We start from the raw sequence: 26,364 nt of genomic DNA, 5'->3' as shown, positions 1-26,364 counted from the left end.
GCCTTATCTCTGTCGCGGACCGGCGGGCACTTCGGCCTCGAGACGAACGCGGGCACAATCCACACTCAGGCGGTGGTTGTTGCGACGGGCCGGGATGCGGTCCCGATCGTGCCGCGTTGGAAGGGCATGGAGACCTTCACGGGGCAAATTCTTCACGCGGCCGACTTGGGTGATATCCAAGCCTATCGAGGACGATCCGTTCTTGTGGTCGGTGGCGGCAACTCCGGGTTCGACGTCCTCAATCATCTCAGCCGCGTCGACACCGGACCTCTCTGGCTGGCGCTCCGCCGAGCTCCCGGTATCTTGCCGAAGCGGCTAGGTGGTTTTGCGGTTCATCGGCTATCGCCGCTGATGGCATCGCTTCCGACCCGATTGGTCGATCGTCTGGTCGGGTGGACACAGAGGATCGCCTTCGGCGACTTGACCCGACACGGCTTTCCGGCGGCACGGTTCGATGCTGCCACGCGCCTCGTCGAGAACCAGATCGCGATCGCGGTCGACGATGGTGCCGTGGCGGCCGTGGAGCGAGGACAAATCACCGTCGTCGCCGGGGTGACGGAGTTCTCGGGATCGAACGTGATGCTGTCCGACGGTACGACGTTGGCACCTGACATCGTGATCGCCGCCGTGGGCTATGGGTCTGCCCTGATGTCGTTGCTTGGCCCACTTGGCGCCGTCGACGAGGCGGGTCGTCCACGTTTGCGAGGTAGGCTTGGCGAAACAGCGGTGCCTGGGCTTTGGCTTGTCGGCATGCAGCCCAGCCTCACAAGCTACTTCCAACAAGCGCAGCGGGAAGCAAGGCACGCCGCACGGTCGATCGCCCGGATGCGTTGCTCATGATCTCCCAGTGAACACCATAAGGTGAGTGAGGGCCGAAAGGAGACGGGCAGGTTTTAAGTCAGTCGACCGGAAACCTGCCTTCATCGGAATAGTCCAATCCAGTTCAGATGAACGCAAATTTATTTCGCCTGAATTCTGCATACCCCACCTTGTAATGCAACATCGCGCGGTTGGATGTACACCGCATGGCCGCCTTAAGTGCCAAAAGCATAGCTCCTTTGGCATTCGCTGGGGTTGTCTGATATCCGCGGATGAAGTTTCATCTCGTCTCGAGTGGCAAGCGCACTTGCGACCCTAGAGCGGTTTCCGACCGGGTTGGATTGTCGGCACGGAGGGGGTTTCGGTTCGGGGCAAGGCGCGAGGAGGGAGCGATGCCGCCCGCATCGTGACCGACGAGCAACGAAGCCGCGGGCCGAGAGCGCCCCGCCGCGAAGCGGTCGCCGATCAGGCGATGACGATGGTTCAACACGGTCGGAAACCGCTCTAGTTCCGGTCAAGCCACGGACATTGCGTTTGAAAACGGCACTGTTACCAGTCTGTTACCGTTCTGATCCTGAATTTCAAAAGAGCGATGCCCAAGGGGTTGACCTGCGAGAACGCGGGTCGCCAACATCTCGCGCGCTGCTTGAATGGCTTCCTCGTAGGCATCTTCCAACGTTGGCAGCTCCGCTCCATCGTGGTCTTCAATCAGGACGCTGCCTTCCCGGATATTGAAGTAGTAGCGCATGATCGTCTCGTGCGTGAGCTATCATTGATTTCAGGTACGTAAGAAAATTGCCCAAAGACGCAAATGTCGGAAACGCACACAGCGTGAATGGATCAACGGGCGTACACGTCAGGACGGATGACGCTTGAATTTTCGTACGCAGGGCAGTTTGTTCGCTACCGGACACTCGCGGGCAACGTTGAGCGTGCGATGACTGTCAGATCGTCCCCAAACTGGTCTCCAACACGAACGCATTCGACAATCCGTAGTGCCACACGCTCGGCTGCAAAAGGTTCGTAACGGTCGCTCAAAATGGCAGCAATGCGTGCCAAAACATCGACTTGCTTGGGTTTGCTGGCTCGATAGGTCATCGACCCATTCTAGGTGCACCCGGCTGCGTAGGCGCCGTCACAAGCGCACGGTTGTCTGCGACAAAAGCTTCCGCATGTCCTTAGATGACCAAGCGAACAGTTCAACGAAGCATCTAGCTGCCGCTTCCAGCCGCTCCTTATGCTGTTCCCAGATGAGGCATTACCATTTCCATATCCGTCAGGGCGCTCGTAGGATCGATGATCCGGAAGGACAAGGGTTCGCCAGTCCTGGAGCTGCAATGGCAGAGGCACGAAAGGCCGGGCAAGAACTTCTGATCGCGGCGATCCAGGCCGGTCGCTGGATCGATGACGATCGGCTCGAGGTTCACGACGACAGGGGTTCGATCATCGGCTGCATCGAACTGATGGATCTTTTGCCCACTCGAAGTAACCTATCGGCTGCGTTAGATGGGGATTGATCCGTTCCCAACCACAAGTGTCACAACCGTACACCGCCATCACATTGGGTAGTCGTCTTTCGGCGCAAAGGGCATAAGCTTACGGTCGCTGGCTGATCGTCAAAGGTTGCTCAAGCGGCCCAGAGCGCGGGCTCGTTCCCGACAGGCAATGCTGCATGCCATCCACGCCGTTCACCAGTCGCTTGCTTCGCCCGCTTCCCGTGGAAAGCCGCGAAGCGCTGCTGCCATTCTGCGAGAAGGTGGAACTTCCCGTTCGCCATACGCTGGTGGAGCCGAACAAGGTGACGGACTTTGCCTACTTCCTGGAAAGCGGGCTGGCGTCGATTGTGGCGGCTAGCCGCTTGGATGAAACTACGCGTATCGAGGTCGGTCATATCGGCTCGGAGGGCATGGCGGGAATCCACCTTCTGCTCGGCGTTGATCAGACGCCCAACCACACGTTCATGCAGGTGGCTGGCACGGGTTGGCGAATTTCCTCACAGCATCTTCACGAGGCGATGGAAGACGACAAACCGCTGCGGGCGCATCTCCTGCGATACGTCCAGACCTATCAGCTGCAGCTTGCCTATTCCGCGCTCGCGAATGGCCGCTACACGATCCCCGTTCGCTTGGCACGCTGGCTTCTCATGTGCCACGACCGGCTGGAGACGGATGCGATGCCGCTGACCCACGAGTTCCTGGGATTGATGCTGGGGGTTCGTCGCTCGGGAGTGACAAACGAGATCCACGTTCTCGAAGGCGAACATGCCATCCGCGCCATACGTGCCACGATTGTGGTCCGCGATCGCAGCAAACTGATCGAGATAGCGGGCGGCGCCTACGGGGTGCCGGAAGCCGAATATGCGCGCCTCATGGAGGGGGCTCTGGAGCCAGCATAACGGTCTGCGTTACGAGGTGCAGGACGACTATCGCGCTCTCGGTCCCGGCGAGAACCATTGCTTACCGAAGCCAAGATCCGCGACGATAGACAACGAAAGGCCTTCCGCGTCATCGGTGCGGTATCGTTCGTAGTAACCAAGTGAGTAAAGAGTCATGCTGCCTCGAAAGAGGAAGCAATCGATGCCTCGTTATTACTTCAACATTATGCGCGGCGACCTGCGTGTGACGGATCAAACCGGTCTTGAACTGTCAGATCTCGGTGCCGCACAGGCCGTTGCCCTGAACGATGCCCGCGCCCTCCTCAGTGTCGGCGTCATGTTGGGCATGGACCGAAGGCGAACCGATGCCTTCGAAATCTGCGACGAGAATGGGATCGAGTTGTTGACCGTGTCCTTCAGTGAGGCCTTGGCGTCGTCCTGAAACTCATACGCCTGGGCTCCAAAGGCTCTGCATCATCAAGCTTGACGCCGTCTAGCTTTTGGAGTGGCGATCCAAAATTGCAAACAAGTGGCCAAACCGATCGAGAATGACCTGATCCGTTCCCGGTAGCATGTTGTCTGGTAGAGGTAGGCTGTGTGTTGCCGAAGGTTCGGAAGCACATCGCAACTCATCCTCCGTCATTCGCAACACCACACAGAGTTGACGAAGGGTATCGCGCGACCGATCGTGCCGCTCGACCTCGATCGGGTTCGCCAACGGGTTGAGGTCATGCGATGTCATGCGACGATCCACAGACGGCTAACATGAGAACGATCAGGGGACCGATGGAGGACCTTGCCACACGCCCCAGTTTTGCTGGTAGCCTACACACGGCGTACCCCTCCATATCATGCGGAAACTTATGTCGCTCGATGGGTCAGAAACGAACCAAGGCTTGAACGAAGTGATCGGGCATCTCATGACCGCGTTGGATGTCGCCAAGACAACGCCTGGCCAAACGATGCTGGTGAAGCTGATCGAAGCCGTTCTCCTGCACGCTGGGTTCGAACTGGCGCAAAGTGCTTTTCCAGATGGCGCCCTGCCCGTCGACGACGAGTGAAGAACTTCAACGAGCACTCCCGTGCTACGGCGTCCCCGCGAATTCTTTCGAAAGGACGATCGTCGATGTTAAGTCGTAGAGCGCTTCGATAGCAGCTTCCTCCAAGCGTGTTCCGTCCTCCAACTCGATTTCGATTTGCTCCGCCAGCGGCCGATGAAGCACGATGCATCGAATGGCCGCTCGCAACGTGATCGGGCCGATGCGCCGTTCGGGCTGGCGAGTGACGATATCGCAGGATTGGTCCAGATCGGTCAGAGAACACGTCATATGTTCCTCCGCGTATCGACGTTTGGACGTCCATTATGGGACGAAGATGCAGGCGGGTGTTGAACCGTGCGGTGCTGCACCAAGGCACCCTATGGCCATGCTGGACGGTTCGGTATTTCCCTTGTTGTGCAGGCTTTTACATCGATCCACTGAAGACTGACCGCGTATTCAAACGACGCCGTGGGAAGATCGATGTTTGTTCTCTATCGCACGGTTCCTCTGACCACCCTTGCTGCGTTCGGTTGCGTCGCTGAATAGTTTAGGGAGGAAACAAGTTCGGACGCCATGAAGCGGCATGTCGCAGTGTGGTGGCGATCAACCGCCAATGTCGCGTTACCAGATGCAGGGGACAGCTATGACGATCGAAACAGCGGAACCTTCGCTCGACGACGCGCCTCTCGTTCGCGTTCTGGCCTCCTTATCAACGCTGAGCCGTGTCCTGCGACAGCATTGGCTGACGAGTGTTGATGTCGATCCCGGTCAAGACATGCTTCTCGATCGTTTGGATGCGGACAAACCGATTGGGATCTCCGATCTCGCCGAACAGTTGCAGGTTAGACCCTCCACCGTATCCAAGATGGTAGACCGCCTTGCGGCGAAAGGGTGGTGCGAACGAACGGCACTGGGGGCGGATCGACGGAAAACATTCGTGTGCTTGACAAAGCATGGCATGCGAAAGCGCGATGAGGTTCGTCAGGTCTTCGTCCAAGGCGAAGAGGAACTAGCAAGGCTGATCCAGCACGGTTCGATGCCAGACATGCTTGCCCACATGGAAAACGTCAACAGGGCTCTTCGCCAACGGGTTGATCGTGTGCGCTGAGAATCCGTCAGTGACTTCGGTGCACGATCGCGGCAAGTGGGAAGCAGTGCTGACGGTTGCCAAGGCGCGCTGAAGGCCACTTGTCAAGTACTTTCGCCCGAGACGCGTCGGTTAGGAAAGGCTAAAGCTTTCTGGTAGGGAATGTTGCTGGTCGGGTGGCATGTCCGACATTGCATCCGTTTGCCGATCAATAGCTTTATGTCCGCTTTGTCGAAGTCGACAAAAGCTGTCGAGTGGCCGGAATGGGCGCAAAGCTGATACACCTCTTATCATGGCGCTTCGTCATTTCCTCCTTGCAAGTTTTTGGTGGGATATCTGGATAGAATAAACGTTTTCAGTATTTTTGAGCGGCTCGCCATAGTTTGGCAACTTCGGCACAAAACTATGAACCACACCAGTGGAGATACTCTAAGCGACGCCGGTGCTGATTTTGCCTTTTACATTTTAACGGGACACCCACTGAACTCAAAGGAGATGTCTCGATCGCTGCGTGCGTCAGGGAACACCTCACGCGCTTAAACAGATTTAGGTCCGCGCGCTGCTGTCATCGCCACGTTACCACACGCCCCTTAGGACGCTTAGCACAAAAGACGTCACAGGCGTTCTTCGTCGAACGCGTCATCGATTCGTACCGAGTTGGAAAGAAATTCATCACGTCGGACGACCAAGTTTTGAAATAGCACCTCAGCGAGGCCCATAGCGAGGATACGGTCGATCACCTCGCCGCTTCCCGGATAACGGCCGCTCGGGAACTGGATCACGAGATCGGCAAGCTGAGACAGGACCGAACCCGGTTTGCCTGTCAGCAGCACGATCTGCGCACCCTGCTGTCGTGCTGCGCTCAATGCATGGTGCGTCGATCTCGTGCTGCCCGAGTGGGACACGGCAATGGCGACGTCGGAAGGCTGCATCAGCGAAGCAAGAGTTACTTGAGTGTGATACTCCTCATGGAACGAGATCGGCAGTCCTAGGCGCACGAGGCGGACATGAATGGCGCTGCAGGCTGCCGACGATTCGCCCGCGCCAAACAGCTGGATGCTACGTGCCGAAAGAAGGATGGAGACCAGAGTCTCCAACTCGTCTCCGGTTTGTAAAGCTTCGGCAAAGGCCATCGCCCGGGTTGCGATCGATCCCATAACGCGGGTGGCGATATCGCTACCGTCCCCCCCCCTGCCTAGTTCCTGGCTCGTCCCTTCGATCCGGCGCCCAGCATTCAGCGCCAGCGCCCGGCGCATGTCCTTCAACCCGGCATAGCCGAGCTTGCGCGACAGGCGGTCGATGCTGGAACGACTGGCTCCCGATCGTTCGGAGAGGTCGGACGAGGTCATGGTTCCCACCTCGTAGGGTGCGATCGCTAGAAGCTCCTCCACAATGCGGCGTTCCGTGGGATGCAGCCGGACGGCGAGCGCGCGCGCCTCCAGCGTGTCGATGGAAATGGCCGGCATGTCGAGCGTCATGGAACCTCCGGGCGGCTTTGATGACACAAAATGCCCCTTCAAAAAATCGAGAAAGCAGCTTGCGGGACATTTTGCGTCAAGATAACGTCCCTGGAATAGCAGGCCGGACAAGAACGAGACAGTCGGCCGGGCGTTGGGAGGACATCATGAAGCATTTTGTGTCGGCGGCGCTGGCATCCTGCGTGGCTGCGCTCGCGCTTGCGGCAGGCGCGCAAGCGGCGGACCTGAAGAAGGTCGGCGTTTCCGTGGTCGATCTCGGCAATCCGTTCTTCGGCGCGATCGCGGGCTCGGTGGACGCGGCAGTCAAGAAGGCCGGCGGACCCGACGCGGAGACACTGGTCGTCTCCGGCGACTACGACCTGACCAAGCAATCCTCGCAGATCGACAACTTCATCCAAGCCGGCGTCGATCTCATCATTGTGTCGGCGGTGGACTCCAGGGCCATCGGCGCCGCGATCAAGCGGGCGGAAGCGGCCGGCGTCCCGGTCGTGGCGGTCGACAACACGGCCGACGGTGCCAAGGCGACGGTGACGACGGACAATGTCGAGGCCGGCCGTCAGGCCTGCGGCTACATCGCCGAAAAGCTGAATGGAAAGGGCAATGTCCTCATCGTCAACGGCCCTCCCGTGTCGGGCGTCATTGACCGCGTGAAGGGCTGCAAGGAGGTCTTCGCCGGCCACGAGGGAATCAAGATCCTGTCCGACAACCAGAACGGCATCGGCACCCGCGAAGGCGGCCTGAACGTCACGACGGGACTTCTGACCGCCCACGACGACGTCAACGCCATCTTCACGATCAACGACCCGTCGGCCATCGGCGCGGATCTCGCCGCCAAGCAGCTCGTGCGAACGGGGATCGTGATCACCACGGTGGACGGCTCGCCCGACGTCGAGGCGTCCCTGAAGGGCAACACGATGATCGAGGCGTCCTCGGCCCAGCTTCCGTCCGAGCTCGCCGATGCCGCCGTCCAGGCAGGCATGAAGCTCGTGAGCGGCGAGACGCTGGAGACGCCGGACGTGCTCGTCGCGCCCAGGCTCATCACGCGCGAGACGGTCGGCGATTATGTCGGCTGGAACGGCAAGAAATAACCTCTCCACGCCCGGCCGCCCCGGCGGCCGGCTCTTCCTCGCGCCGCCCCGCGAACAGCTAAGGACAAGCCATGCCCATCGCTCCCCTCAAGACCCTTCTGCAACACGCGTCCGACAACGGCTATGCGGTCGGCGCCTTCGTCTCGATGAACATCGAGGTGATCCAGGCCGCCATCGCAGCGGCCGAGAAGCAGAACTCGCCGGTCGCCATCCGCATTCATCCCGATAGCCGCCAGATCACGCGCTTCGACACGCTGGCGCTCGTCGCCCGGCATCTGGCGAGCGAAGCCTCCGTCCCCGTCGCGCTCAGCCTCGACCACGGCGAGACGATGGCCGATTGCGTGGACGCGATCCGCGCCGGCTGCTCCAGCGTGATGCTTGACGCTGCCGAGGAACCGCTGGCGGAGAACATCCGCCGCGTGCGCCAAGTGGTCAAAGCGGCCGAGCCGCTCGGCATCCTCGTGGAGGCCGCCGTCGGCCACATGGAGCACGGCGCCGTCCAGACCGAGGACGACTACGCCGACGTGGAGGAGGCCGTGCGCCTCGTGCGCGAAAGCGGCGCAACCATCCTCGCGCCCGCCATCGGCAACGTCCACGGCTCGGCGCACGGCGAGGTCAAGGCGACGCCCAAGCTCAACATCAAGCGCATCGCCGAGCTGAAGCAGGCGACGGGCGTCTATATCTGCATGCACGGCGGCTCGGGCAACCCGCGCGACCAGATGCAGGCCGCGACCAAGGCCGGGATCTCGCTGGTGATCCTCTTCTCCGACATCATCACCGCCTACAACAAGGCCGTGATGTCGGTCTACAGCGCCAACTCCGCCGGCATCGCGGTGATCGACGCGCTGGTTCCCGCCCAGGCCGCCGCCCAGGCGGTGATCGAGGAGAAGATGGTCGACATCGGCTCCGCCGGCCAGGGCGAGGCCTTCCTTCACTGGCAGCGCAGCCAGGCCGCCTGATGACGGGCCGGGACGCGGTTCTCCTCGGGGTCGACATCGGCACGACCAACGTCAAGGTCGTCGCCCTGCGTTCGGAGGGCGACGTCGTCGGCGTCGCGCGGCGGCCGATGGGAGTCCTGCGATCGGGTCCCGGCCTGTCCGACTTCGACATCGCCGGCCTCGACCGCGACCTGCCCGGCGCCGTGCGCGAGGCCCTGTCGCTGGCCGAGTCCCGGATGGGACTTCGGCCGGAGGTCGCGGCGATCGCGATCGCCAGCATCGGCGAAAGCTTCGTCGGCCTCGATGCCGCCGGGCGCCGGATCACCGGCTGTCCGACCTGGTTCGACCGGCGCACGCGCAACCGCCGCGCCGACTGGGGCTTGAGCGAAGAGGACTGGTTCGACGCCACCGGCATGGTGGACGACGACATCTACACCGCCTATCGCCTGCCCTTCCTGCGCGAAAGCGAGCCCGCCCTGTTCGAGCGGGTGGTGCATTGGCTGATGGTGGCCGACTACGTGGTCTACCGACTCTGCGGCGAGCGGGTGTCGAACCCTTCGCTCGCCGCCCGATCGGGCCTGGCCGACCGCGCGACGGGCGACTGGTCACAGCGCATTCTCGCTCACGCCGGCATCGAGGAGGCTAGCCTTCCGACGCTTCTGCCGGCCGCGCACCGTGCGGGGCGGCTCACCGCCGAAGCTGCGGAAGGCCTGGGCCTCCCCCCTGGCGTCCCGGTCATCAACGCCGGGCACGACCACCCTTGCGCGGGCCTCGCCTGCGGCCTCCACCGACCCGGTCCGATCATCGATTCCACCGGGACGTCCGAGGCGATCAAGACCGTGGTCGACCGCCCCCTCGCGTTCGGCGAGGTCGGCGGCGGGCGGTACGACTGCTATCCGCATGTCGTGCCGGGCCGCTTCCTCCTGTCCGGCCACATTCCCTCCGCCGGAGGACTGATCGACTGGCTCCTGCGCCTCCTGTCGGGCCCCGAGCCGTCGCCGGACACAGTGGCGAGGCTCTGGGCGATGGCGGCGGCCTCCGCGCCAGGCGCCGGGGGCGTGCGCATCTCCCCGTTCCTGGAAGGCACGGGCGCGCCGAGCAACGAGCGAAGCCGCCGTGCCGGCATCGTGCAGCTCGGCGCCGGAAACGGCTCCGGCGACCTCCTGCGCGCAGGGCTGGAGGCGCTCGCCGCCTGGGCCGACGTCAACATCCGTCTCGTCGAGCGCTATGCCGGCACCCGGCCGCCCGAGATCGTGTTGACCGGCGGGGGTGCGCGCAACCTCCTGGCGAACCGCATCAAGGCCGCTATGCTGGACCGGCCTTTCGTGATTCCCGAAGTGCAGGAGGCGGCCGGCGCAGGTGCGGCGGTCGTCGCGGGCATCGCGGAAGGGTTGATCGACGCAGATGCGCCGCCAAGCCCTCTCGAGGCAGCGGGGCTTGCCCGCGTCGAACCGGAGCCGGACTGGGTGGCCGCCTACGCGGTGCTCCGACCGGCGCTGGTGGACTGCCTCGGGCTTCGGGAGACGCACCATGGCTGAACATCCGCTCCTTCAGATGAAGGGCATTGCCAAGACCTTCGGTGCCGTGCGCGCGCTGCGCGGCGTGGACCTCAACATCCATGCCGGCAAGATCCATGCGCTGATGGGCGAGAACGGCGCGGGCAAGTCCACGCTGATGAAGATCCTGTCCGGCGCGATCCGAGCCGATCCGGGCGGCCGGATCCTTCTCGACGGTCGCGAGATCGCGATCCGCGATCCGGTCTCCGCCCGCGCGCTCGGCATCGCCGTGATCTACCAGGAACTGTCGCTCGCCCCGAACCTCACTGTTTGGCAGAACGTCTCGCTCGGGCGCGAGACCAGCCGGTCGGGACTGATCGACGCGTCCGGAATGCGCGCGCGCTGCCAGAAGATCCTGGCCGATCTCGGCGTCGGCTTCGGGCCGAACGCACGGGTCTCCAGCCTGTCGATCGCCGAGCGCCAGCTGGTCGAGATCGCGCGCGCGCTTGCCTTCGACGCGCGCATCCTCGTCATGGACGAGCCGACCACGGCGCTCTCCTCGCGCGAGACCGACAAACTCTTCGACCTCGTGCGGCGCCTTAAGGCGCAAGGGCTCGCCATCATCTACATCTCCCACCGCATGGCAGAGGTGTACGAGCTGGCCGATCGCTGCTCCGTCCTGCGCGACGGAAACTACGTGGGAACGCTGACGCGCGACGAGCTTTCGGCCGAGCGCCTCGTCAAGATGATGGTGGGCCGCGACCAATCGGACTTCTACCACAAGCAACACGAAGCCGGCACCGCCTTCGGCCCGCCGATGCTGCAGGTGGAGAACCTCACCGACGGCGGACGCATCCAGCCCACCACGCTGGAAGTGCGCGCCGGCGAGGTGGTGGGCCTGGCCGGTCTCGTCGGCTCCGGGCGCACCGAACTTGCCCGGCTGATTTATGGCGCCGACCGCCGCGCCGGCGGCGAGATCCGCTTGGAAGGGCGCCCGGCGAAGATCGACGGACCCGCGGACGCCGTGGCGGCCGGCCTCGTCTACCTGCCCGAGGACCGCAAGGGCACGGGGCTCTTCCTCGACATGAGCATCGAGGACAACATCAACATGACCGTCGCCTCGCGCGACGCGATCGGACCGGGCATCCGGCGGCTCGGCCTTTCCGCGCGCCGCGCCCGGGACGCCATCGCCAAGCTGTCGATCCGCACCCGGTCGGCCAGAACAACCGTCGGCTCGCTTTCGGGCGGCAACCAGCAGAAGGTCCTGCTCGCGCGGCTCCTGGAAACACGGCCCAAGGTCCTGATCCTCGACGAGCCGACGCGCGGCGTCGATATTGGCGCCAAGTCCGACATCTACCAGCTGATCGACGACCTGGCGAAGAGCGGCGCGGGCGTGCTCATCATCTCCAGCGAACTGCCCGAAGTGGTCGGCATCTGCGACCGCGTTCTGGTGATGCGGGACGGAGCGATCGCCGGAACGGTGACGGGCGCCGCGATCAGCCAGGAGGCGATCGTTGCGATCTCGACAGGAAACACGCGTGCGGAGGTGACCCCATGACAGACCGACAGGCCCCTCTCGCCGTTTCGCCCGACCCCTCCCGCGCCTCGCCCAAGGCACTCTTCCGGGCGCTCGGCATGCTGCCGGTCCTGATCGTTCTCTGCATCGCCTTCTCGTCCGCCTCGGGGCGCTTCGCGACGCTGCAGAACCTCGTGATCGTGCTGCAGCAGGCCTCGATCAACCTCGTGCTGGCCTGCGGCATGACCTTTGTCATCCTCACCGGCGGCATCGACCTATCGATCGGCTCAATCGTGGCGGCCTCGGCCATCGCGGCGCTTCTCGTCTCGCTCGACCCGTCCCTGTCGATGCTGGCGATCCCGGCCGCGCTGGCGGTCGGCCTCGGCTTCGGCGTCCTGAACGGGGCGATGATCTCGGGGCTTCGCCTGCCGCCGTTCATCGTCACGCTGGGCGCTCTGACCGCCATTCGCGGCATCGCCCGGCTGATGGCCGGCGACACGACCATCTTCAATTCCGACCTGCCCTTCGCGGTGATCGGCAACGGCTCGATCTTCGGCGTGCCGTGGCTCGTCGTGATCGCGCTCGCCGTGGTGGTCCTGTCCTGGTTCATCCTCAAGCGCACTGTTCTCGGCACCTATATCTACGCGATCGGCGGCAATTTGGATGCCGCTCGGCTGACGGGCATCAAGGTGGGCGCCGTCCTGGTGTTCGTCTACGCCCTGTCCGGGCTCCTGTCCGGCCTCGGAGGGGTCATGGCCTCGGCCCGCCTTTATGCCGCCAACGGGCTGCAAATGGGCCAGGCCTACGAGCTCGACGCCATCGCGGCCGTGATCCTCGGCGGCACGTCGTTCGTCGGCGGCATCGGCTCGATCTGGGGAACGCTGGTGGGTGCCCTGATCATTGCCGTGCTCACCAACGGCTTGATCCTGACCGGCGTGCCGGACGTCTGGCAGTACATCATCAAGGGCCTCATCATCATCGGCGCCGTGGCGCTCGATCGTTTCCGCCTGGAAGGCGGGGCGCGGACGTGACCGCCGCGTTGCGGCGAGGATCACCGGTCCGGCCATGAGCGCCCTTGCCTGCGGCCTCGACATCGGCACCACCAACATCAAGGTCGTGCTGATGGACCGCGAGGGCGCGATCCGCTGGTCGCGCGCCGTACCGACGCCGCGCGGAGCGGATGCGTTGGGTCTGCTGAACAATCCATCGGCGCTTTTGTCGCTTCTGGAAGACCTCCTCATCGCGGGTTGGCGCGAGGTCGGCGGTGGGGTGCCGCTCCTGGCGATCGCCGGCGCGGGGGTCGGCGAGGACGGGCTGCTGGTCGACGCAGCGGCACAGCCGCGTGGCCCGTCCCTTCCTTGGTTCGACACGCGGGCCGCCCGTCAAGCTGAAACCCTGCGCGACTCCGAGGCAGCCTGCGCCGGGGTCGGTCATATCGTGGATGCGGCCCGTACCGTGGCCAAATGGCGCTGGCACGCCGAACGGGGCGAGACGGGTGGGCCCGGCGACGTCTGGGTCGCCCTCAGCGATCTTCCCGCCGTCAGCTGGAGCGGCCGCCCCTTCATCAGCGAGACGCTCGCGGCCCGCACCGCCGCCTACGACGTTCACGCCCGCCGCTGGCACGCGCCGATGCTGGCCGCCGCCAAGGCCCCTCCGCTCCCCCCCGTCGTTCCGGCCGGCACCCTCGTCGGCTCCGTCCGCAGCCCGCGCCTTCTCCAGTCGGGCGCCGCGGGCCCCGAGACCCGAATCGTGGCGGGCGGCCACGATCATCCCGTCGCAGCCAGCTATATCCGGCGCTTCGAACCGGGCGCGATCGTCGATTCCATGGGGACGGCCGAACTCCTCTACGGCGAACGCGCGGTTCCCGCCGTCCCGGCCCTCGACCCTCCGGTCGCCTATTCCGTGCCGGTCGGCGGGGGCGCGGGTCTCGCCTGTCTCGGCGTTCAGGAACTGGCCGCTGCTATGGAGCCCTTCCGCTGGTCCTCGCACGGCGATCTCGTCGCCGCGCTGCTGGACGAGGTCCGCATTCCCGGATCACCGTCGGCGGCATCGCAGCTTCGGCGAGCCCGCGCGCAGGATGCCGCCTCGCTTTCGGCGCTACCGCGCGAGGAGGCCCTCAGCCTGTGCCGTGCCGCCATCGAAGAGGCGGGGTTCGGTGCGCTCGACATGCTGTCGATCATCGGCGGCACGGGTCCGATCTACGTGACGGGGGGATGGTCGCGCTCCGACGCGCTGATGGAGCTGCGCGCCAGCCTGTTCGGCCGTGCCATCACGCGTTTGGCGGAGGACGAGCTCACAGGCGCCGGCGCGGCGCTGGTCGCCCTCTCGGCCGTGCCGGACTTCGACCCGGCCCGGCTGAAGCGCCCGCTATCCATCCGCTTCGAGCCGCGCGCAGACTGGGCTTCGGCCTATCGGCGCATTCGGCAGGAACGGGCGCCGTGAGCCGCCGCGCCCCTGGGCGCGACGGCAGGAACCATGGCTCCGCTCAGCGCGGCGCGTCCCAGCCCACGTAGTCGTTGACGTTCTCGGGCGTCACCAGCTTGGTGTCGAGGAGCACGGTGGTCTCGGCCGGCTTCTCGCCCCACGCGACGGCGAGCGCCATTTCGGCCGCCTTCTCGGCCATCCCGTAGGGATCCTGCGAGGACGAGGCGACGATGCGGGTGTCGCCCGACTTCATCGCCTTCACCACGTCCGGCGCGCCGTCGACGCCGGCCATGATCATCTCGGTCCGGCCCAGCTGCTTGGCGGCGAGATCGGCGCCGAGCGCGGTCGGATCGTTGGCGCCGAACACGGCATCGATCTTCGAGAAGCGCGTCAAAAGACCCTGCATCACCGCAAGCCCACCCTCGCGCGAGGCCTTGCCGTCCTGGTCATCCGACAGGATTTTGATGTCGGGGTGACGTCCGAAGGCGGTCCTGCACCCCTCCACCCGATCGATGATCGAGGACACCGGCGGGCCGTTGATGATGACGACGTCGCCCTTGCCGTTAAGCTTCTGCGCCAGGTACTCGCACGCGATGTCGCCGGCCTGGACATTGTTGGTCATCACCGTGACATCAGCCCCTTCGGCCGACACGTCGAAGGCGCCGATGACGACCCCTTGCGCCTTGGCGCGCGCCACCGAGGGCGCGATCGCCTTGACGTCCACCGCGTTGAGCATGATGAGCTGGACGCCGGCGGTCAGGAAGCTGTCCATCTGCGAGGCCTGCTTGGTCAGGTCGTAGTCGGCGCCCAGCGTCGTGATCTCGGCCTTCGGATTGGCCTTCAGGATGGCGGCCTTCGCGCCCTCCACTAGCGGCACGAAGAAGGGATTTCCAAGGGTGCCGACGGTGATGCCGACATTGCTCACCGAATCCTGCGCGATCGCCGGCGTCGCGCCGATGATCGCGGCGGCGGCCAGAATGGATTTCAGGCGTGTCATGAGTCCTCCCGTTTGTTCGCCGGTCGCCGATCGCGCCGGCACGATGCCGTGCGCCCCGACCTCGGCGGATTGCGTTCCGCCAGTGCTCGCATGGCCTACCCTCCAAGCGAGATGAATCGAGCCTATCTCAAGGCGCATGTCGTAACCACCGCCGTCGGGCCACGTACGATCGCGGTGGCAGCTTCGATACACAACGAGTAGCGACGGTACTACGATCATCTGGTCGGTACTGCGTTTTGGTTCTCGGAAGCGACCCTCCCGCCTCGGATGTCCGCTTACGGGAAGCTCTTAACCTGTCTTGAAAGTCCAAGATGGGCGCAAAGCGGAAATGATTGGAGTCACCGGCGCCAGTGGATAAGCGCAATGCTAGGCTTCGTCCTCGACACCCTTGAATGCAACAGGGATGGGACATTCCAGCCCCGACCGTTACAGCCTCAACGAAACGGACCATTTTCAAGGCGTACCCAACCTTCACCGCGTTCGCTGGATGCAACGTGTGGGCCTCGCGCATGGGCCGCAGCCGGCATTCCATCGGGACGATGGACACCGTTGCCGCAGCCGCTGTTCGCATCTCTATGGTGGCACAATCGCCATGCCCGCGATCGCCTGGAGTAACAAGGTTTCAGTACATCGGCATGCCGCCGGTGACCGGAATCACCGCGCCCGAAATGTAGCTACCCTCCTTCGATGCCAGCAACACGTAGGCTGGTGCCAGTTCGCTCGGTTGCCCCGCGCGGCCGAGAGGCGTGTTCTGGCCTAGCTTTTCCAGTTCCTCCGGCTCCTTTGCGATCGGCTGGATCGGCGTCCACACAGGACCCGGCGCGACGGCGTTGACGCGGATGCCCTTCGGGGCCAGCAGGTTCGACAGTCCGATCGTCAGGCTTGAAATGGCACCCTTGGTCGCTGCGTAGACGATCATGCTTTCCGTTGCGACCTTCGCCTGGATGCTCGTCGAATTCACGATGGTCGACCCCGGCTTCATGTGCGGCGCCGCCGCCTTGGTAAGGCGGATCATGGCGAAGACGTTGGCCTGGAAAGCCCCTTGCATGTCGTCGTCGTCGATGGCGGCAAGATCATCGTTGGTGGTCTGCGCTGCGGCATTGTTGACGAGGATGTCGATGCCGCCGAGCTCGGAAACGGTTCGCTCGACCAGCGAGGCGCAAACGTCCCGGTCCCGAATGTCGCCCGGCAGAAGAACGCAGCGGCGCCCCGCCTTTTCGACCCAAACCTTGGTTTCGTCGGCGTCGGCTTGCTCTTCGGCAAGGTAGGAGATCGCCACATCCGCTCCCTCGCGGGCATAGGCGATTGCAACGGCCCTGCCGATACCGGAATCACCCCCAGTGATCAGCGCGACTCGGTCCTTGAGCAGTCCCTTGCCGACATAGGACTGTTCGCCATGATCGGGCTTGGTCCGCATCTGGGTTTCCAGGCCGGGGCTGGGTTGCTGTGTCTCGTTGGGAAAACTGGTCGGCTGGCTGGTACGGGGATCGTCGGTCATCTGCAGTCCTATGGCTGGAAGGATCAGCAAACGAACGATCGGGAACAGATATCGCTCCGATCTATCAGGGACTGGTCTTTAACGGCCCGCCTTGGTCGCCGAATGGAAGTCTGGCGGCTTGTTGGCGACCCATTTCACGAACCGTGCGACCGTCTCGTTGTCCGTCAGGGATATTCCATTCTGCGCGTGGCGAACGAGTTCACTGGCCGTGAAGTTGGCGTCGATCGTTTCTCGGCAGATCGGATGAACAGGTACCGTGTCCCTACCGCCTCGGCTCTTGGGGATCGGGTGGAAGCGGTCTACTGTTTTGCCGAGTGAGCGACCGCAAAGCCAGCAGGGTTCCGCTGGCTCATTTGCGATCGTCTCCTCAGCGAGCCAGCTCGCTTCCCTGATCTTGCGTGCCATGTCGCAATCCCCTTCATCGCAAGAATTGCCTTAAGCTCCAACGTCACGCGGGTACAAGTTTTTCCGGAGGAGCCCGCTCCGTTAAGGAACGCAGAAGGCTCCGGTCGTCACGCAGGAACGTCCCGAACCGCTCTGACGTTCAAGGGCACAAACATTGCGGAGTCAGGGAACATGGCGCGTCGTCCCATCTGGAAGGGTCAGATCCGCCTTTCCCTCGTCTCCATCCCAGTCGAGATATTCCCAGCGACGAAGTCCACGGCGACGATCAGCTTCCATCAGATCCACGAACCCTCCGGCAAGCGGATCCGCTACGAGAAGGTCGCGCCCGGCATCGGTCCGGTCGATAAGGACGAGATCGTCAAAGGCTTTGAGACGTCAAAGGGCAACTACGTCCTTCTCACCGACGAGGAGATGGAGGACGTGAAGCTCGAAACGCTTAAGACGCTGGAGCTCGTCCAGTTCGTCGACCAAGCTGAGATCCCGCCGCTCTACTACGACAAACCGTACTACGTGGTGCCGCAGGACGAGTTGGCGGAGGACGCCTTCCGTGTCGTGCGCGATGCGCTCAAGCAGGCGAAAAAGAGCGGCCTCGGCCAGATGACGATGCGCGGCAAGGAGTATCTTGTTTCCGTGCGTCCCTACGGCACGGGCCTGCTGCTGGAGACGCTTCATTACGCGGATGAGATCCAGAAGGCCGACGCGCTGTTCTCCGACATTCCGAAAGGACAGACGGAGGAGGAACTGTTGGCGGTGGCGAGCGAGTTGATCGAGCGCAAGAGTTCCAAGTTCGAAGCGACCAACTTCAAAAACCACTACACCGCGGCGCTCCGAGCCCTGATCGACGAGAAGCGCAAGACGGGCAGCGTGTCGGATCCCGACGAAGGTGCGGACGCAAAGGACGAGAAGCCAGAGAAGTCCAATGTCATCGACCTGATGGCCAGCCTGAAGAAGAGCCTGGAAGGCGCCAAGGGACGTGAGGCTGGCGAGACGCCGGCCGCCAAACCGAAGGCAACGAAGCCGAAAGCGAAGCCTGCAACGCGCAAACGCAAATCCGCTTAACGCCAGATCGCCGCGATGACGCGCTCGGCCGATACCCTTCTGAAGACCTATCGCGAGAAGCGCGACTTCGCTCGAACGCAGGAGCCGTCCGGAGGGGATGGATCCATTGGGGAACTGCGCTTCGTCGTACAGAAGCACGATGCGCGGCGCCTGCATTACGACTTCCGCATCGAATGGGAGGGCGTTCTCAAAAGCTGGGCGGTGACGCGCGGCCCGAGCCTCGATCCAGCCGACAAGCGCCTTGCCGTCCGGGTGGAAGATCACCCGCTCGATTACGGCGACTTCGAAGGCACAATTCCGGAAGGCGAGTACGGCGGCGGCACGGTGATGCTCTGGGACCGCGGCACGTGGGAGCCGGAGATCGATCCGGACGAGGGCTTCGCCAAGGGCAGTTTGAAGCTGCGGCTCCACGGCAAAAAGATGCGCGGCCGTTGGGCGCTTGTGCGGATGAAGGGCAAGCCGAAGGAAAAACGCGAGAACTGGCTCCTCATTAAGGAGAAAGACGAGGAAGCGCATCCCGGCGAAGACATCCTGCAACAGGACAGAAGCGTGAAGACCGGACGCGACATGGCCGCCATCGCGTCCGGAAAGCCGGTGAAGAGGGTGATCCCAGCAGCATCAAGGAAGGACGGGTCCCGCGCGACACCCCACAAGCATGGGACCGCCGATAGGCCCCCGGCAAAAGGCGCTCTACCAGCCTTTCGTCCGGTCCAGTTGGCGCAACTCGTTTCCGAACCGCCCGAAGGCGGCGATTGGCTGCACGAGGTCAAGTATGACGGCTACCGCGTTCTGATCGCGGTCGGCGGCGGCGATGTCCGCTTCTTCACACGCAACGAACAGGACTGGACGCAGAAGTTCTCACCCCTGCGGGAGGCTTCCCTCTCGCTGCCGTGCTCGAGCGCTTTGATCGACGGCGAGGTCGTCGTGTTCGACGCGAACGGGCGAACAGACTTCTCCTCGCTTCAGCAAGCCTTGTCCGCCGGGAGCGATCTGTCCTGCTTCTGTTTCGATCTTCTAGAGATCGATGGCGAAGACATCAGTGGTTCGTCCTTGGTGAATCGAAAGGACAGGCTGGAGACGCTTCTGCAAGGACATCCCGATCCGCGTCTGCTCTATAGCGATCACGTTCGTGGCCATGGCGGCAAGGTGTTCGCCGGTATCTGCAAGGCCGGGCAGGAAGGGATCGTCTCCAAACGCGTCGATTCGCTGTATGCAGGCTCCCGAAACGGCGACTGGCTGAAGACCAAGTGCACTCGGCGCCAGGAGTTCGTAATCGGTGGTTACGCCGTATCGAACAAGAAGGGCCGTGCCTTCGCGTCGCTGCTCGTGGGCGTGCGCGAGGGGACGAAACTGCACTATCGCGGCCGTGTCGGAACGGGCTTCACTGCGGATGTCATGGCCGATCTGGCGAGCCGCTTCTCGAAGCTTGCCGTATCCGGGTCGCCCTTCGACGATCTCCCGCGACCGGTGGCGCGCACCGCTCGCTTCGTCAAACCGAAGCTCGTCGCGGAAGTCGACTTCGCCGAGTTCACCGCTGACGACCAGATCCGCCACGGCGCCTTCAAGGGCCTGCGCAACGACAAACCGGCGGCGAAGGTCACGGACGAAACGCCGGTTACGCCGGCCAGGGCGGCGAGCACGTCGAAGCGCGCTATCCCGAAGGCGACGGTTGTAAAGCACGACAAGGACGAGGCGATCGAGGTCGCAAGCGTGCGCGTGACCCATCCCGGTCGTCTCATGTTCGAGAAGCCGGCGGTCTCGAAGGGCGATCTTGCCCGATACTACGAGGCGGTCGCCGACCGTATGCTGGTTCATGCCGGTGGGCGTCCTTTGTCGCTGAAGCGCTGCCCCGGCGGCGTGTCGCCGGAGTGCTTCTTCCAAAAGCATGCGGGCGAGGGTTTTCCCGAGGCTCTCGGCAGCGTCACCATCCAGGAAAGCGATGGGAACCAGGCTCGCTACATGACCTTGTCGGACGCCGCGAGCATTGTGGCGGCGGTGCAGATGGGCGGCATCGAGTTCCATATCGGAAGCGGGCGCAACGCAGATCCCAGCCGTCCCGACCGCTTGGTGTTCGACCTCGATCCTGACGAGGGACTTGCCTTCGCGGACGTCCTGTCCGCCGCCCGTCTCCTGTGCGAGGCGCTGCAAACGCTCGGGCTGAAAAGCTTCGCGATGGTGACCGGCGGCAAGGGCATCCACGTCGTTGCGCCGATCGCGCCGAAGCGGGACGTGCAAGAAGTCGCCGCCTTCGCCAAAGGCCTTGCCACGCGTGTGGCGGAAAGCGATCCCGATCGGTTCGTCGCCGTGATGTCGAAGTCGAGACGAAAGGGTCGAATATTCATCGACTGGCTTCGCAACGCGCCCGGGCAGACCGCAATCGCCCCGTATTCCGTTCGAGCGCGATCGAAACCAGCCGTGGCAGTGCCCGTTTCCTGGCGCGAACTGAACGGGCTGGAAAGCGCCAGCACCTTCGACCCCAAGGCCGTCCTGAAGCGTCTCGATCGTGCCGAGCCATGGGCTGGCTATCCGAAGGTCAGACAGTTCATCACCAATGCGATGATGGAGGCGGTGAGCGACCACGACTGATGTCCTTGGTCTGCTCTCAAGCGTATCATCGGAAGTTCCGCCCCTTCACCTGGATACCGTCCAGCCTCAGCGTCGGATCGATGATGTCGCGTGGCCTCGGTCCGATGGACGTGTCCCGGGCATCACGTCCCGGTGAGCCATGGTGGAACTCATCGCCTCTGCCGTGCCGTAGTGGGAAGACCCCGCCGCGCGACCCGACGCTGGCCAATTCCTGCGACAGGTCCGCGATTCGGTGCGCCACGAGATGAACGACCTCGCCTTCGCGCTGGATGCGGCCTTTAACGCCCAGCATACTGGCGCCGAGCACGGCCGAGCGGCAAGCCTCAAACACCTTGGTCCAGACCACGAGGTTGGTGACCCCACTTTCGTCCTCGATGGTGATGAACATGACGCCCTTCGCCGATCCCGGCCGCTGGCGCACGAGGACGATCCCGCCGACTTCGACCCAGCGTCGGTCACGCGATGACATCGCCTCGCCGCAGGTGACGAAGCGGCGGCGTCGCAGGTCGTCGCGCAGGAACGCCACGGGATGGTCGCGCAAGGACAAACCGACATGGCCATAGTCCTCGACCACTTCGCCCCCACGCGTCATCGGCCGCAGCGTGACGTCCGGCTCGACCTGTTCGCGTACCGTCCGTTCGTTTGCGATGTCGCGGACGGCGGCCGCAGCGAACAGAGGCAACGGTTCGTCCCGCAACGCCTTGATCGCCCAAAGGGCGTCTCGGCGAGGCAGGCCCAGACCGGCTGAGAAGGCATCGGCCTCGGCCAGCTCGACGAGCGCGGTATGCGGGATCCGGGCACGACGCCAGAGGTCGTCGAGCGAGGCAAATGGCTGGTCGGCGCGCTCGGCGACGAGACGAGCAGCTTCCGCATTGCCGAGCCCGCGCACCATGCGAAGCCCGAGCCGGACGGCGAAGCGTCCGTTGTCATCCGGGTCGATGCTGACGTCTGCCTTCCTCTCGCCAATCGACTCCAGCGTGCAGTCCCAGCGGCTTGCGTTGACGCAGACAGGCCGGACCTCGATCCCATGCTCCTGCGCATCCCGCACGATCTGTGCCGGGGCATAAAACCCCATCGGCTGGGCGTTTAGAAGCGCCGCGCAGAACACGTCAGGGTGCCAGCACTTCAGCCAGCTTGAGGCGTAGGCGATAAGGGCGAAGCTCGCCGCGTGGCTCTCCGGGAAGCCATAGGATCCAAAGCCCTCGAGTTGGCGGAACGTCCGCTCGGCAAACTCGCGCTCGTAGCCGTTCGCGACCATCCCCTCGACCAGCTTGTCACGGAAGTGCGAGACGCCGCCCGTGAACTTGAACGTGGCCATGGCGCGGCGAAGCTGGTCGGCTTCGCCGGGCGTGAACCCGGCGCACTCGATCGCGACGCGCATCGCCTGTTCCTGGAACAGGGGAACGCCCAGCGTCTTGCCGAGCACCCTTTCGAGTTCGGGCTTGGGGAAGTGGACCTCCTCTCGGCCCTCGCGGCGCCGGAGGTACGGGTGCACCATGTCGCCTTGGATCGGACCGGGACGGACGATGGCGACCTCGATGACGAGGTCGTAGAAGGTCCTTGGCTTCATGCGGGGCAGCATCGCCATTTGAGCGCGGGACTCGATTTGGAAGGTGCCGAGCGTGTCCGCCCGCCGGATCATCGCGTAGGTGCGAGGATCCTCGGCCGGGATGGACGCGAGGTCGAGGTCGACACCCTTGTGGTCGCGCAGAAGGTCCAGCCCCCGGCGCATCGCCGACAGCATGCCAAGCGCCAGGACGTCGACCTTCATGAACTTCAGCGCGTCGATGTCGTCCTTATCCCACTCGATCACCTGACGATCCGCCATGGCGGCCGGCTCGATCGGCACCAGTTCGTCGAGGCGGTCGCGGGTGAGGACGAAGCCGCCGGGATGCTGCGACAGGTGGCGGGGGAAGCCGACGAGCTGGCCCGCCAGTTCGAGAGCCAGACGCAGGCGGCGGTCCTCGAGGTTCAGGTTGATGCTCGCCGCGTGCTTCTCGTCGATGTCCTCGGACCACCCCCAGACCTGGGACGACAAGGTCTTCGTCAGATCCTCCGGCAAGCCGAGCGCCTTGCCGACGTCGCGCAGCGCGCCCTTGGCTCGGTAGCGGATGACGGTTGAGCAGAGGGCCGCCCGGTCCCGACCATAGGTCTCGTAGACCCATTGCATCACCTCCTCGCGCCGCTCGTGCTCGAAGTCGACGTCAATGTCCGGCGGCTCGCGGCGCTCCTCGGAGACGAAGCGCTCGAACAGGAGGTCGTTCCGATCCGGATCGATCGAGGTGACGCCGAGCACGAAGCAAACAGCCGAGTTCGCCGCCGAGCCGCGGCCCTGACAGAGAATGCCCCGGGACCGGGCGAACCGGACGATCGCATTCACCGTCAGGAAGTACGGGGCGTAGTCGAGGCGCTCGATCAGCCGGAGTTCGTGTTCGAGGTTCCGGTGAACGTTGTCCGGCAGACCCTCAGGATAGCGCTCCGCTGCCCCCTCCCAGGTTAGCTTCGCCAGCGCCTCTTGCGGCGTCAGGTCGGGGAATTGCCGCTCTTCCGGGTACTGGTAGGTGAGCTCCGACAAGGAGAAGCGGCATCGGTCGGCGATCTCCATCGCGCGGGCGAGCGCCTCCGGATACTGGGCGAAGAGGCGATGCATCTCCTTGGGAGGCTTCAGGTAGCGATCCGCGTGTCGCTCGCGGCGAAAGCCCGCTGCGTCGATCGTCACGTTGTGGCGGATGCAGGTGACGACGTCCTGAAGGATGCGGCGGTCGGGCTCGTGGAAGAGGACGTCGTTCGTCACCACGGTCGGCACACGCATCGCCTGCGCCATGGTCGACAGGTCATGCAGCCGTAGCTGGTCGTTCGGCCGGCGACGAAGGGTGAGCGCGACATAGGCTCGGGTGCCGAATGCTTCCCGCAGGCGACGGAGCTGGCGGCCGAGATCCTCGTCGGCGTCATCGGGAATCAGAACCGCGATCAAGCCCTCGCCATGTGAGACGAGGTCGTCCCATTGGAGAATGCACCTCGCCTTACCGCCCCGCGACTTGCCGAGTGTCAGCAAGCGGCAAAGGTGCGAATAGGCCGCCCGGTCGGTCGGGTAGACGAGGACGGGCAGCGTGTCGGCGAGATCGAGGCGGCATCCGACGATCGCCCGCACCCCTGTCGTCTTCGCAGCTTCGTGCGCCCGAACGATCCCGGCCACTGAGTTGCGATCGACGACGGCGAGCGCTTCGATCCCCATCAGGCTGGCGGTCGCGAACAACTCCTCGCAGGACGAGGCCCCCCGCAGGAACGAGAAGTGCGAGGTGACCTGGAGTTCGGCATAGCGGGCACCGTTGCTCATCTGGAGCGGTTCCCGCTCATCCGAAGACGCCATGGAGGAACCAGCGGTGCGATCCGGTCTCGGGATGCTCGCCGTCGCCGGCCCGGAAGATCCAGAACCGCTCGCCGGCATCGTCCTCGACGCGGAAATAGTCGCGTACGGTCGCCGCCTCCGCTTCGCGCTTCCACCATTCGCCGAACACCCGTTCCGGGCCGTCGGCGCGCCGCACGCGTCGACGCTGCCCGCGCCAAGCGAACCAAACTGGAGGGTGATCAGGGAGCAACGCCATCGTCTCGACGGGCTCGGGACGCGGTAAGAGCCGGGACGGCCGCGGCCAGTGATCGTCCCAGGAGGCGCCATCATCGAAGCTCATCGGCTCGACGCGGGCGACGGAGCGTTCGGGAACGTCGCTGGCGACCGGAGCGAAGCGATACAGGCGTCGCTCGCCGATCCGGTTCGCCAGGATGTCGATGAGGCTGGAGACGTCTGTCTCCGGCTCCTCGACGAGCGAGGACACGACCTGATGGGCGCCGAGCGGCTCGGCCAGCGTCGCGGCCAGGGTCATGACCTCGATGCCGAAGCCGGGATCCACCGTCTCGATCCGGTCGCAGAGGAGCCGCGTCAGACGCTTGGCATCGCGCTCGGGGCGACCCATGCCGATGCGGATCGCCTCCCAGTGGTTGTCGACGCGCCCGAACAGGAGATCGAGGCGCCGGGCGCCGAGATGGCGGCGCTCCAGTTCGGCCACGAGCTGAAGGACGAGCTTGCCCGTATAGCGCCGGATCGTCTCGGCCGCGCCGATCGGCTCGCCGAAGACCCGACGCACCTCGACGAGGTCGGGCGAGCGGACGGGCTCGATGGGTTCGGGCACGGTCCCGAACGCCTGATCGATGCGACGCACAAGTTGCGGTCCAAAGCGTTGCACGAGTGGCGCCCGGGGCTGGGCAACGAGATCGCCGATGGTGGCAAAGCCGAGAACGTGAAGATCACCGCGCATGCGCTCGGGCAACCGCAGGGAGGCCAGCGGCAGACCCTCCAGGCCGCGTTCCGTCTGGCCGGGTTCGACAATGACCATGGCGGCGCCAGCGTATCGGGCAGCGGCGTGCGCAGCGCCCCAGGTGTCGGCGATCGCGACACGTACCTCCAGATCCGACGCGGCAAAGCGCTCGACGAGCGTGCGCAGCATGGGCTCCTCACCGCCGTGCAGGTGATCGGCGCCTGTCGTGTCGATGACGAGCCCGTCCGGCGGATCAGCCGCGACCATCGGCGAGAACCGCAGTGCCCAGACCGCGAGTCGGTCAAGCGCCTCCACATCGCCGACCGGATCGGCGTCGAGAAGGGCGAGCCCTGGAACCAGCGCCTGCGCCTTTGTAGCGGGCATGCCGATGTGCAAGCCGACGCTTTCCGCCAAAGCGTCCGCTGCTAGGACAACGCGGCGGTTGCCGTCGCGCCCAACCAGCACCAGCGGCGTGTCAGCCGGCGGCGCGCTTCCAGGCGACTTGCGGCGCAGCCGATCGGTCGGCCATCGCGGAAGGTAGAGCGAGACGACCCTGGCCATCGACGGCCTCCACTTCGAAATCGGCACATTCGCCGGCGCGGCACCGGATGAGTTCGAGAAGCCAGCGCGCCCGTCCAACGCCAGGAACGGGCAGCGGTCGGGAGGGCAGGACGGACACGCGCCAGCGGGTGACGGAGGCGGTTGGTTGGCCGAAGTCGGCGGCTTCCGTCTGGCGGCGCCATCGGCGCACAGCGAGCGCCACCGAACCCGAGCCCTCGGCAGCCAGTTGGAGGCGACGCGAGGCGGTCATCGACAGCTTGGCGACCTCCGCCACCACCGCGCCGAGACCGCCATGTCGCAGCCCGTCCTCGAAGCAGGACAGCAACGACCTCTCGTCGCCCGCCTCGACGTAGATGACGCGTCCGGGTGCCAAACCCGCCTGCGCGATCGCGGGCGCGAACAGGTCCTGACGCGTTACGCACCAGAGCACTTGTCCCTTCGTCCGGGCGGCGATGCCGGCGGTGAAGAGGGCTGCCGCCGCCCCGTCGACGGCACCGTTGCCGCCGCCCGCAATCTCGTGCAGCGAGCCGAGTGCCAAACCCCCGCCGGGCAACCGCGCGTCGATCTCGGCGACGCCGAAGGGCAGCGTCTGACGGGCGCGCGTCGACCCACCCTCGAGACGCTGGATGCGATCGCGGAGTTCGGTCAGGGTTTGCGGAACGGGCCGTAGGGCCATGGGCATGCG

General features: G+C 64.5%; 22 protein-coding genes. 14 read left to right on the top strand and 8 right to left on the bottom strand.

Annotated features, from left to right (window positions below):
* Nucleotides 1-840 (top strand): NAD(P)-binding domain-containing protein (locus H7A85_RS18945; RefSeq protein ID WP_182422090.1); only part of this gene is annotated, 840 nt, incomplete at its 5' end.
* Nucleotides 841-1,333: 493 nt separating this feature from the next.
* Here H7A85_RS18945 and H7A85_RS18940 read toward each other — a convergent pair.
* Nucleotides 1,334-1,567 carry a hypothetical protein gene (locus H7A85_RS18940; protein WP_182422089.1) on the bottom strand — a complete coding sequence of 78 codons (234 nt, stop codon included), beginning with the start codon at nt 1,565-1,567 and terminating at the stop codon, nt 1,334-1,336.
* A gap of 589 nt (nt 1,568-2,156) precedes the next feature.
* Here H7A85_RS18940 and H7A85_RS18935 point away from each other — a divergent pair.
* The 5 genes from H7A85_RS18935 to H7A85_RS18915 all read left to right on the top strand — a co-directional run bounded on the left by H7A85_RS18935 (nt 2,157) and on the right by H7A85_RS18915 (nt 5,341).
* Nucleotides 2,157-2,336, top strand: coding sequence for a hypothetical protein (locus tag H7A85_RS18935; RefSeq protein WP_182422088.1), 180 nt, complete (start codon nt 2,157-2,159; stop codon nt 2,334-2,336).
* Between the two features lie 200 nt (nt 2,337-2,536).
* Entirely contained in the window at nt 2,537-3,214 is a 678-nt protein-coding gene (locus H7A85_RS18930) for a Crp/Fnr family transcriptional regulator (protein ID WP_348519705.1), read from the top strand.
* Between the two features lie 181 nt (nt 3,215-3,395).
* A complete protein-coding gene (locus tag H7A85_RS18925; protein WP_182422086.1) occupies nt 3,396-3,635 on the top strand; it encodes a hypothetical protein in 240 nt (79 codons plus the stop codon).
* Nucleotides 3,636-4,089: 454 nt separating this feature from the next.
* Complete coding sequence (locus tag H7A85_RS18920) at nt 4,090-4,254, top strand: hypothetical protein (RefSeq protein ID WP_182422085.1); 165 nt, start codon at nt 4,090-4,092, stop codon at nt 4,252-4,254.
* Between the two features lie 592 nt (nt 4,255-4,846).
* Nucleotides 4,847-5,341, top strand: a complete 495-nt coding sequence (locus H7A85_RS18915) for a MarR family transcriptional regulator (protein ID WP_182422084.1) — start codon at nt 4,847-4,849, stop codon at nt 5,339-5,341.
* A gap of 593 nt (nt 5,342-5,934) precedes the next feature.
* On the opposite strand, the gene H7A85_RS18910 is transcribed toward H7A85_RS18915, so the two are convergent.
* Nucleotides 5,935-6,798: a MurR/RpiR family transcriptional regulator gene (locus H7A85_RS18910; RefSeq protein WP_182422083.1), complete on the bottom strand. Its 864-nt coding sequence runs from the start codon at nt 6,796-6,798 to the stop codon at nt 5,935-5,937.
* A gap of 146 nt (nt 6,799-6,944) precedes the next feature.
* On the opposite strand from H7A85_RS18910, the gene H7A85_RS18905 reads away from it, so the two are divergent.
* The 6 genes from H7A85_RS18905 (at nt 6,945) to H7A85_RS18880 (ending at nt 14,278) form a co-directional block, all read left to right on the top strand.
* Nucleotides 6,945-7,886 carry an ABC transporter substrate-binding protein gene (locus tag H7A85_RS18905; protein WP_182422082.1) on the top strand — a complete coding sequence of 314 codons (942 nt, stop codon included), beginning with the start codon at nt 6,945-6,947 and terminating at the stop codon, nt 7,884-7,886.
* Between the two features lie 71 nt (nt 7,887-7,957).
* Complete coding sequence (locus H7A85_RS18900; protein WP_182422081.1) at nt 7,958-8,845, top strand: class II fructose-bisphosphate aldolase; 888 nt, start codon at nt 7,958-7,960, stop codon at nt 8,843-8,845.
* Nucleotides 8,845-10,362, top strand: a complete 1,518-nt coding sequence (locus H7A85_RS18895) for an FGGY-family carbohydrate kinase (RefSeq protein WP_182422080.1) — start codon at nt 8,845-8,847, stop codon at nt 10,360-10,362. The genes H7A85_RS18900 and H7A85_RS18895 overlap by 1 nt, the downstream gene beginning before the upstream one ends.
* Nucleotides 10,355-11,878: a sugar ABC transporter ATP-binding protein gene (locus H7A85_RS18890; protein WP_182422079.1), complete on the top strand. Its 1,524-nt coding sequence runs from the start codon at nt 10,355-10,357 to the stop codon at nt 11,876-11,878. Before H7A85_RS18895 ends, H7A85_RS18890 begins: the two co-directional genes overlap by 8 nt.
* On the top strand, nt 11,875-12,867 hold the full coding sequence (locus tag H7A85_RS18885; protein WP_182422078.1) for a ribose ABC transporter permease: 993 nt from the start codon (nt 11,875-11,877) through the stop codon (nt 12,865-12,867). The genes H7A85_RS18890 and H7A85_RS18885 overlap by 4 nt, the downstream gene beginning before the upstream one ends.
* A gap of 34 nt (nt 12,868-12,901) precedes the next feature.
* Nucleotides 12,902-14,278 (top strand): FGGY family carbohydrate kinase, encoded by a 1,377-nt coding sequence (locus H7A85_RS18880; RefSeq protein WP_182422077.1) that lies wholly within the window; start codon nt 12,902-12,904, stop codon nt 14,276-14,278.
* A gap of 43 nt (nt 14,279-14,321) precedes the next feature.
* Here H7A85_RS18880 and H7A85_RS18875 read toward each other — a convergent pair whose 3' ends face one another.
* The 3 genes from H7A85_RS18875 to H7A85_RS18865 all read right to left on the bottom strand — a co-directional run bounded on the left by H7A85_RS18875 (nt 14,322) and on the right by H7A85_RS18865 (nt 17,160).
* Nucleotides 14,322-15,257 (bottom strand): ABC transporter substrate-binding protein, encoded by a 936-nt coding sequence (locus H7A85_RS18875; RefSeq protein WP_182422076.1) that lies wholly within the window; start codon nt 15,255-15,257, stop codon nt 14,322-14,324.
* Nucleotides 15,258-15,879: 622 nt separating this feature from the next.
* The gene (locus H7A85_RS18870; RefSeq protein WP_182422075.1) at nt 15,880-16,755 is read right to left on the bottom strand and encodes an SDR family oxidoreductase; all 876 of its coding nucleotides are present in this window, start codon (nt 16,753-16,755) and stop codon (nt 15,880-15,882) included.
* 78 nt (nt 16,756-16,833) lie between these two features.
* A complete protein-coding gene (locus H7A85_RS18865) occupies nt 16,834-17,160 on the bottom strand; it encodes a hypothetical protein (RefSeq protein WP_182422074.1) in 327 nt (108 codons plus the stop codon).
* A 171-nt stretch (nt 17,161-17,331) separates the two neighbouring features.
* Between H7A85_RS18865 and H7A85_RS18860 the strand changes: the two genes are divergently transcribed.
* Nucleotides 17,332-18,219: a Ku protein gene (locus tag H7A85_RS18860; RefSeq protein WP_182422073.1), complete on the top strand. Its 888-nt coding sequence runs from the start codon at nt 17,332-17,334 to the stop codon at nt 18,217-18,219.
* Nucleotides 18,220-18,234: 15 nt separating this feature from the next.
* Complete coding sequence (ligD, locus tag H7A85_RS18855) at nt 18,235-20,805, top strand: DNA ligase D (protein ID WP_182422072.1); 2,571 nt, start codon at nt 18,235-18,237, stop codon at nt 20,803-20,805.
* Between the two features lie 25 nt (nt 20,806-20,830).
* Here ligD and H7A85_RS18850 read toward each other — a convergent pair whose 3' ends face one another.
* The 3 genes from H7A85_RS18850 to H7A85_RS18840 are packed head-to-tail and all read right to left on the bottom strand — an operon-like array spanning nt 20,831 to nt 26,361.
* On the bottom strand, nt 20,831-24,142 hold the full coding sequence (locus tag H7A85_RS18850) for an error-prone DNA polymerase (protein ID WP_182422071.1): 3,312 nt from the start codon (nt 24,140-24,142) through the stop codon (nt 20,831-20,833).
* Between the two features lie 16 nt (nt 24,143-24,158).
* A complete protein-coding gene (locus H7A85_RS18845) occupies nt 24,159-25,679 on the bottom strand; it encodes a DNA polymerase Y family protein (RefSeq protein ID WP_182422070.1) in 1,521 nt (506 codons plus the stop codon).
* Nucleotides 25,594-26,361 (bottom strand): ImuA family protein, encoded by a 768-nt coding sequence (locus H7A85_RS18840; RefSeq protein ID WP_182422069.1) that lies wholly within the window; start codon nt 26,359-26,361, stop codon nt 25,594-25,596. The genes H7A85_RS18845 and H7A85_RS18840 overlap by 86 nt, the downstream gene beginning before the upstream one ends.
* Between the last annotated feature and the right edge of the window lie 3 nt (nt 26,362-26,364).

This window comes from Aureimonas sp. ME7 (assembly GCF_903970965.1).
Taxonomy (GTDB): domain Bacteria; phylum Pseudomonadota; class Alphaproteobacteria; order Rhizobiales; family Rhizobiaceae; genus Aureimonas.
The sequence above is the reverse complement of the archived record's forward strand: the minus strand, read 5'-3'. Positions and strand labels throughout refer to the sequence as shown.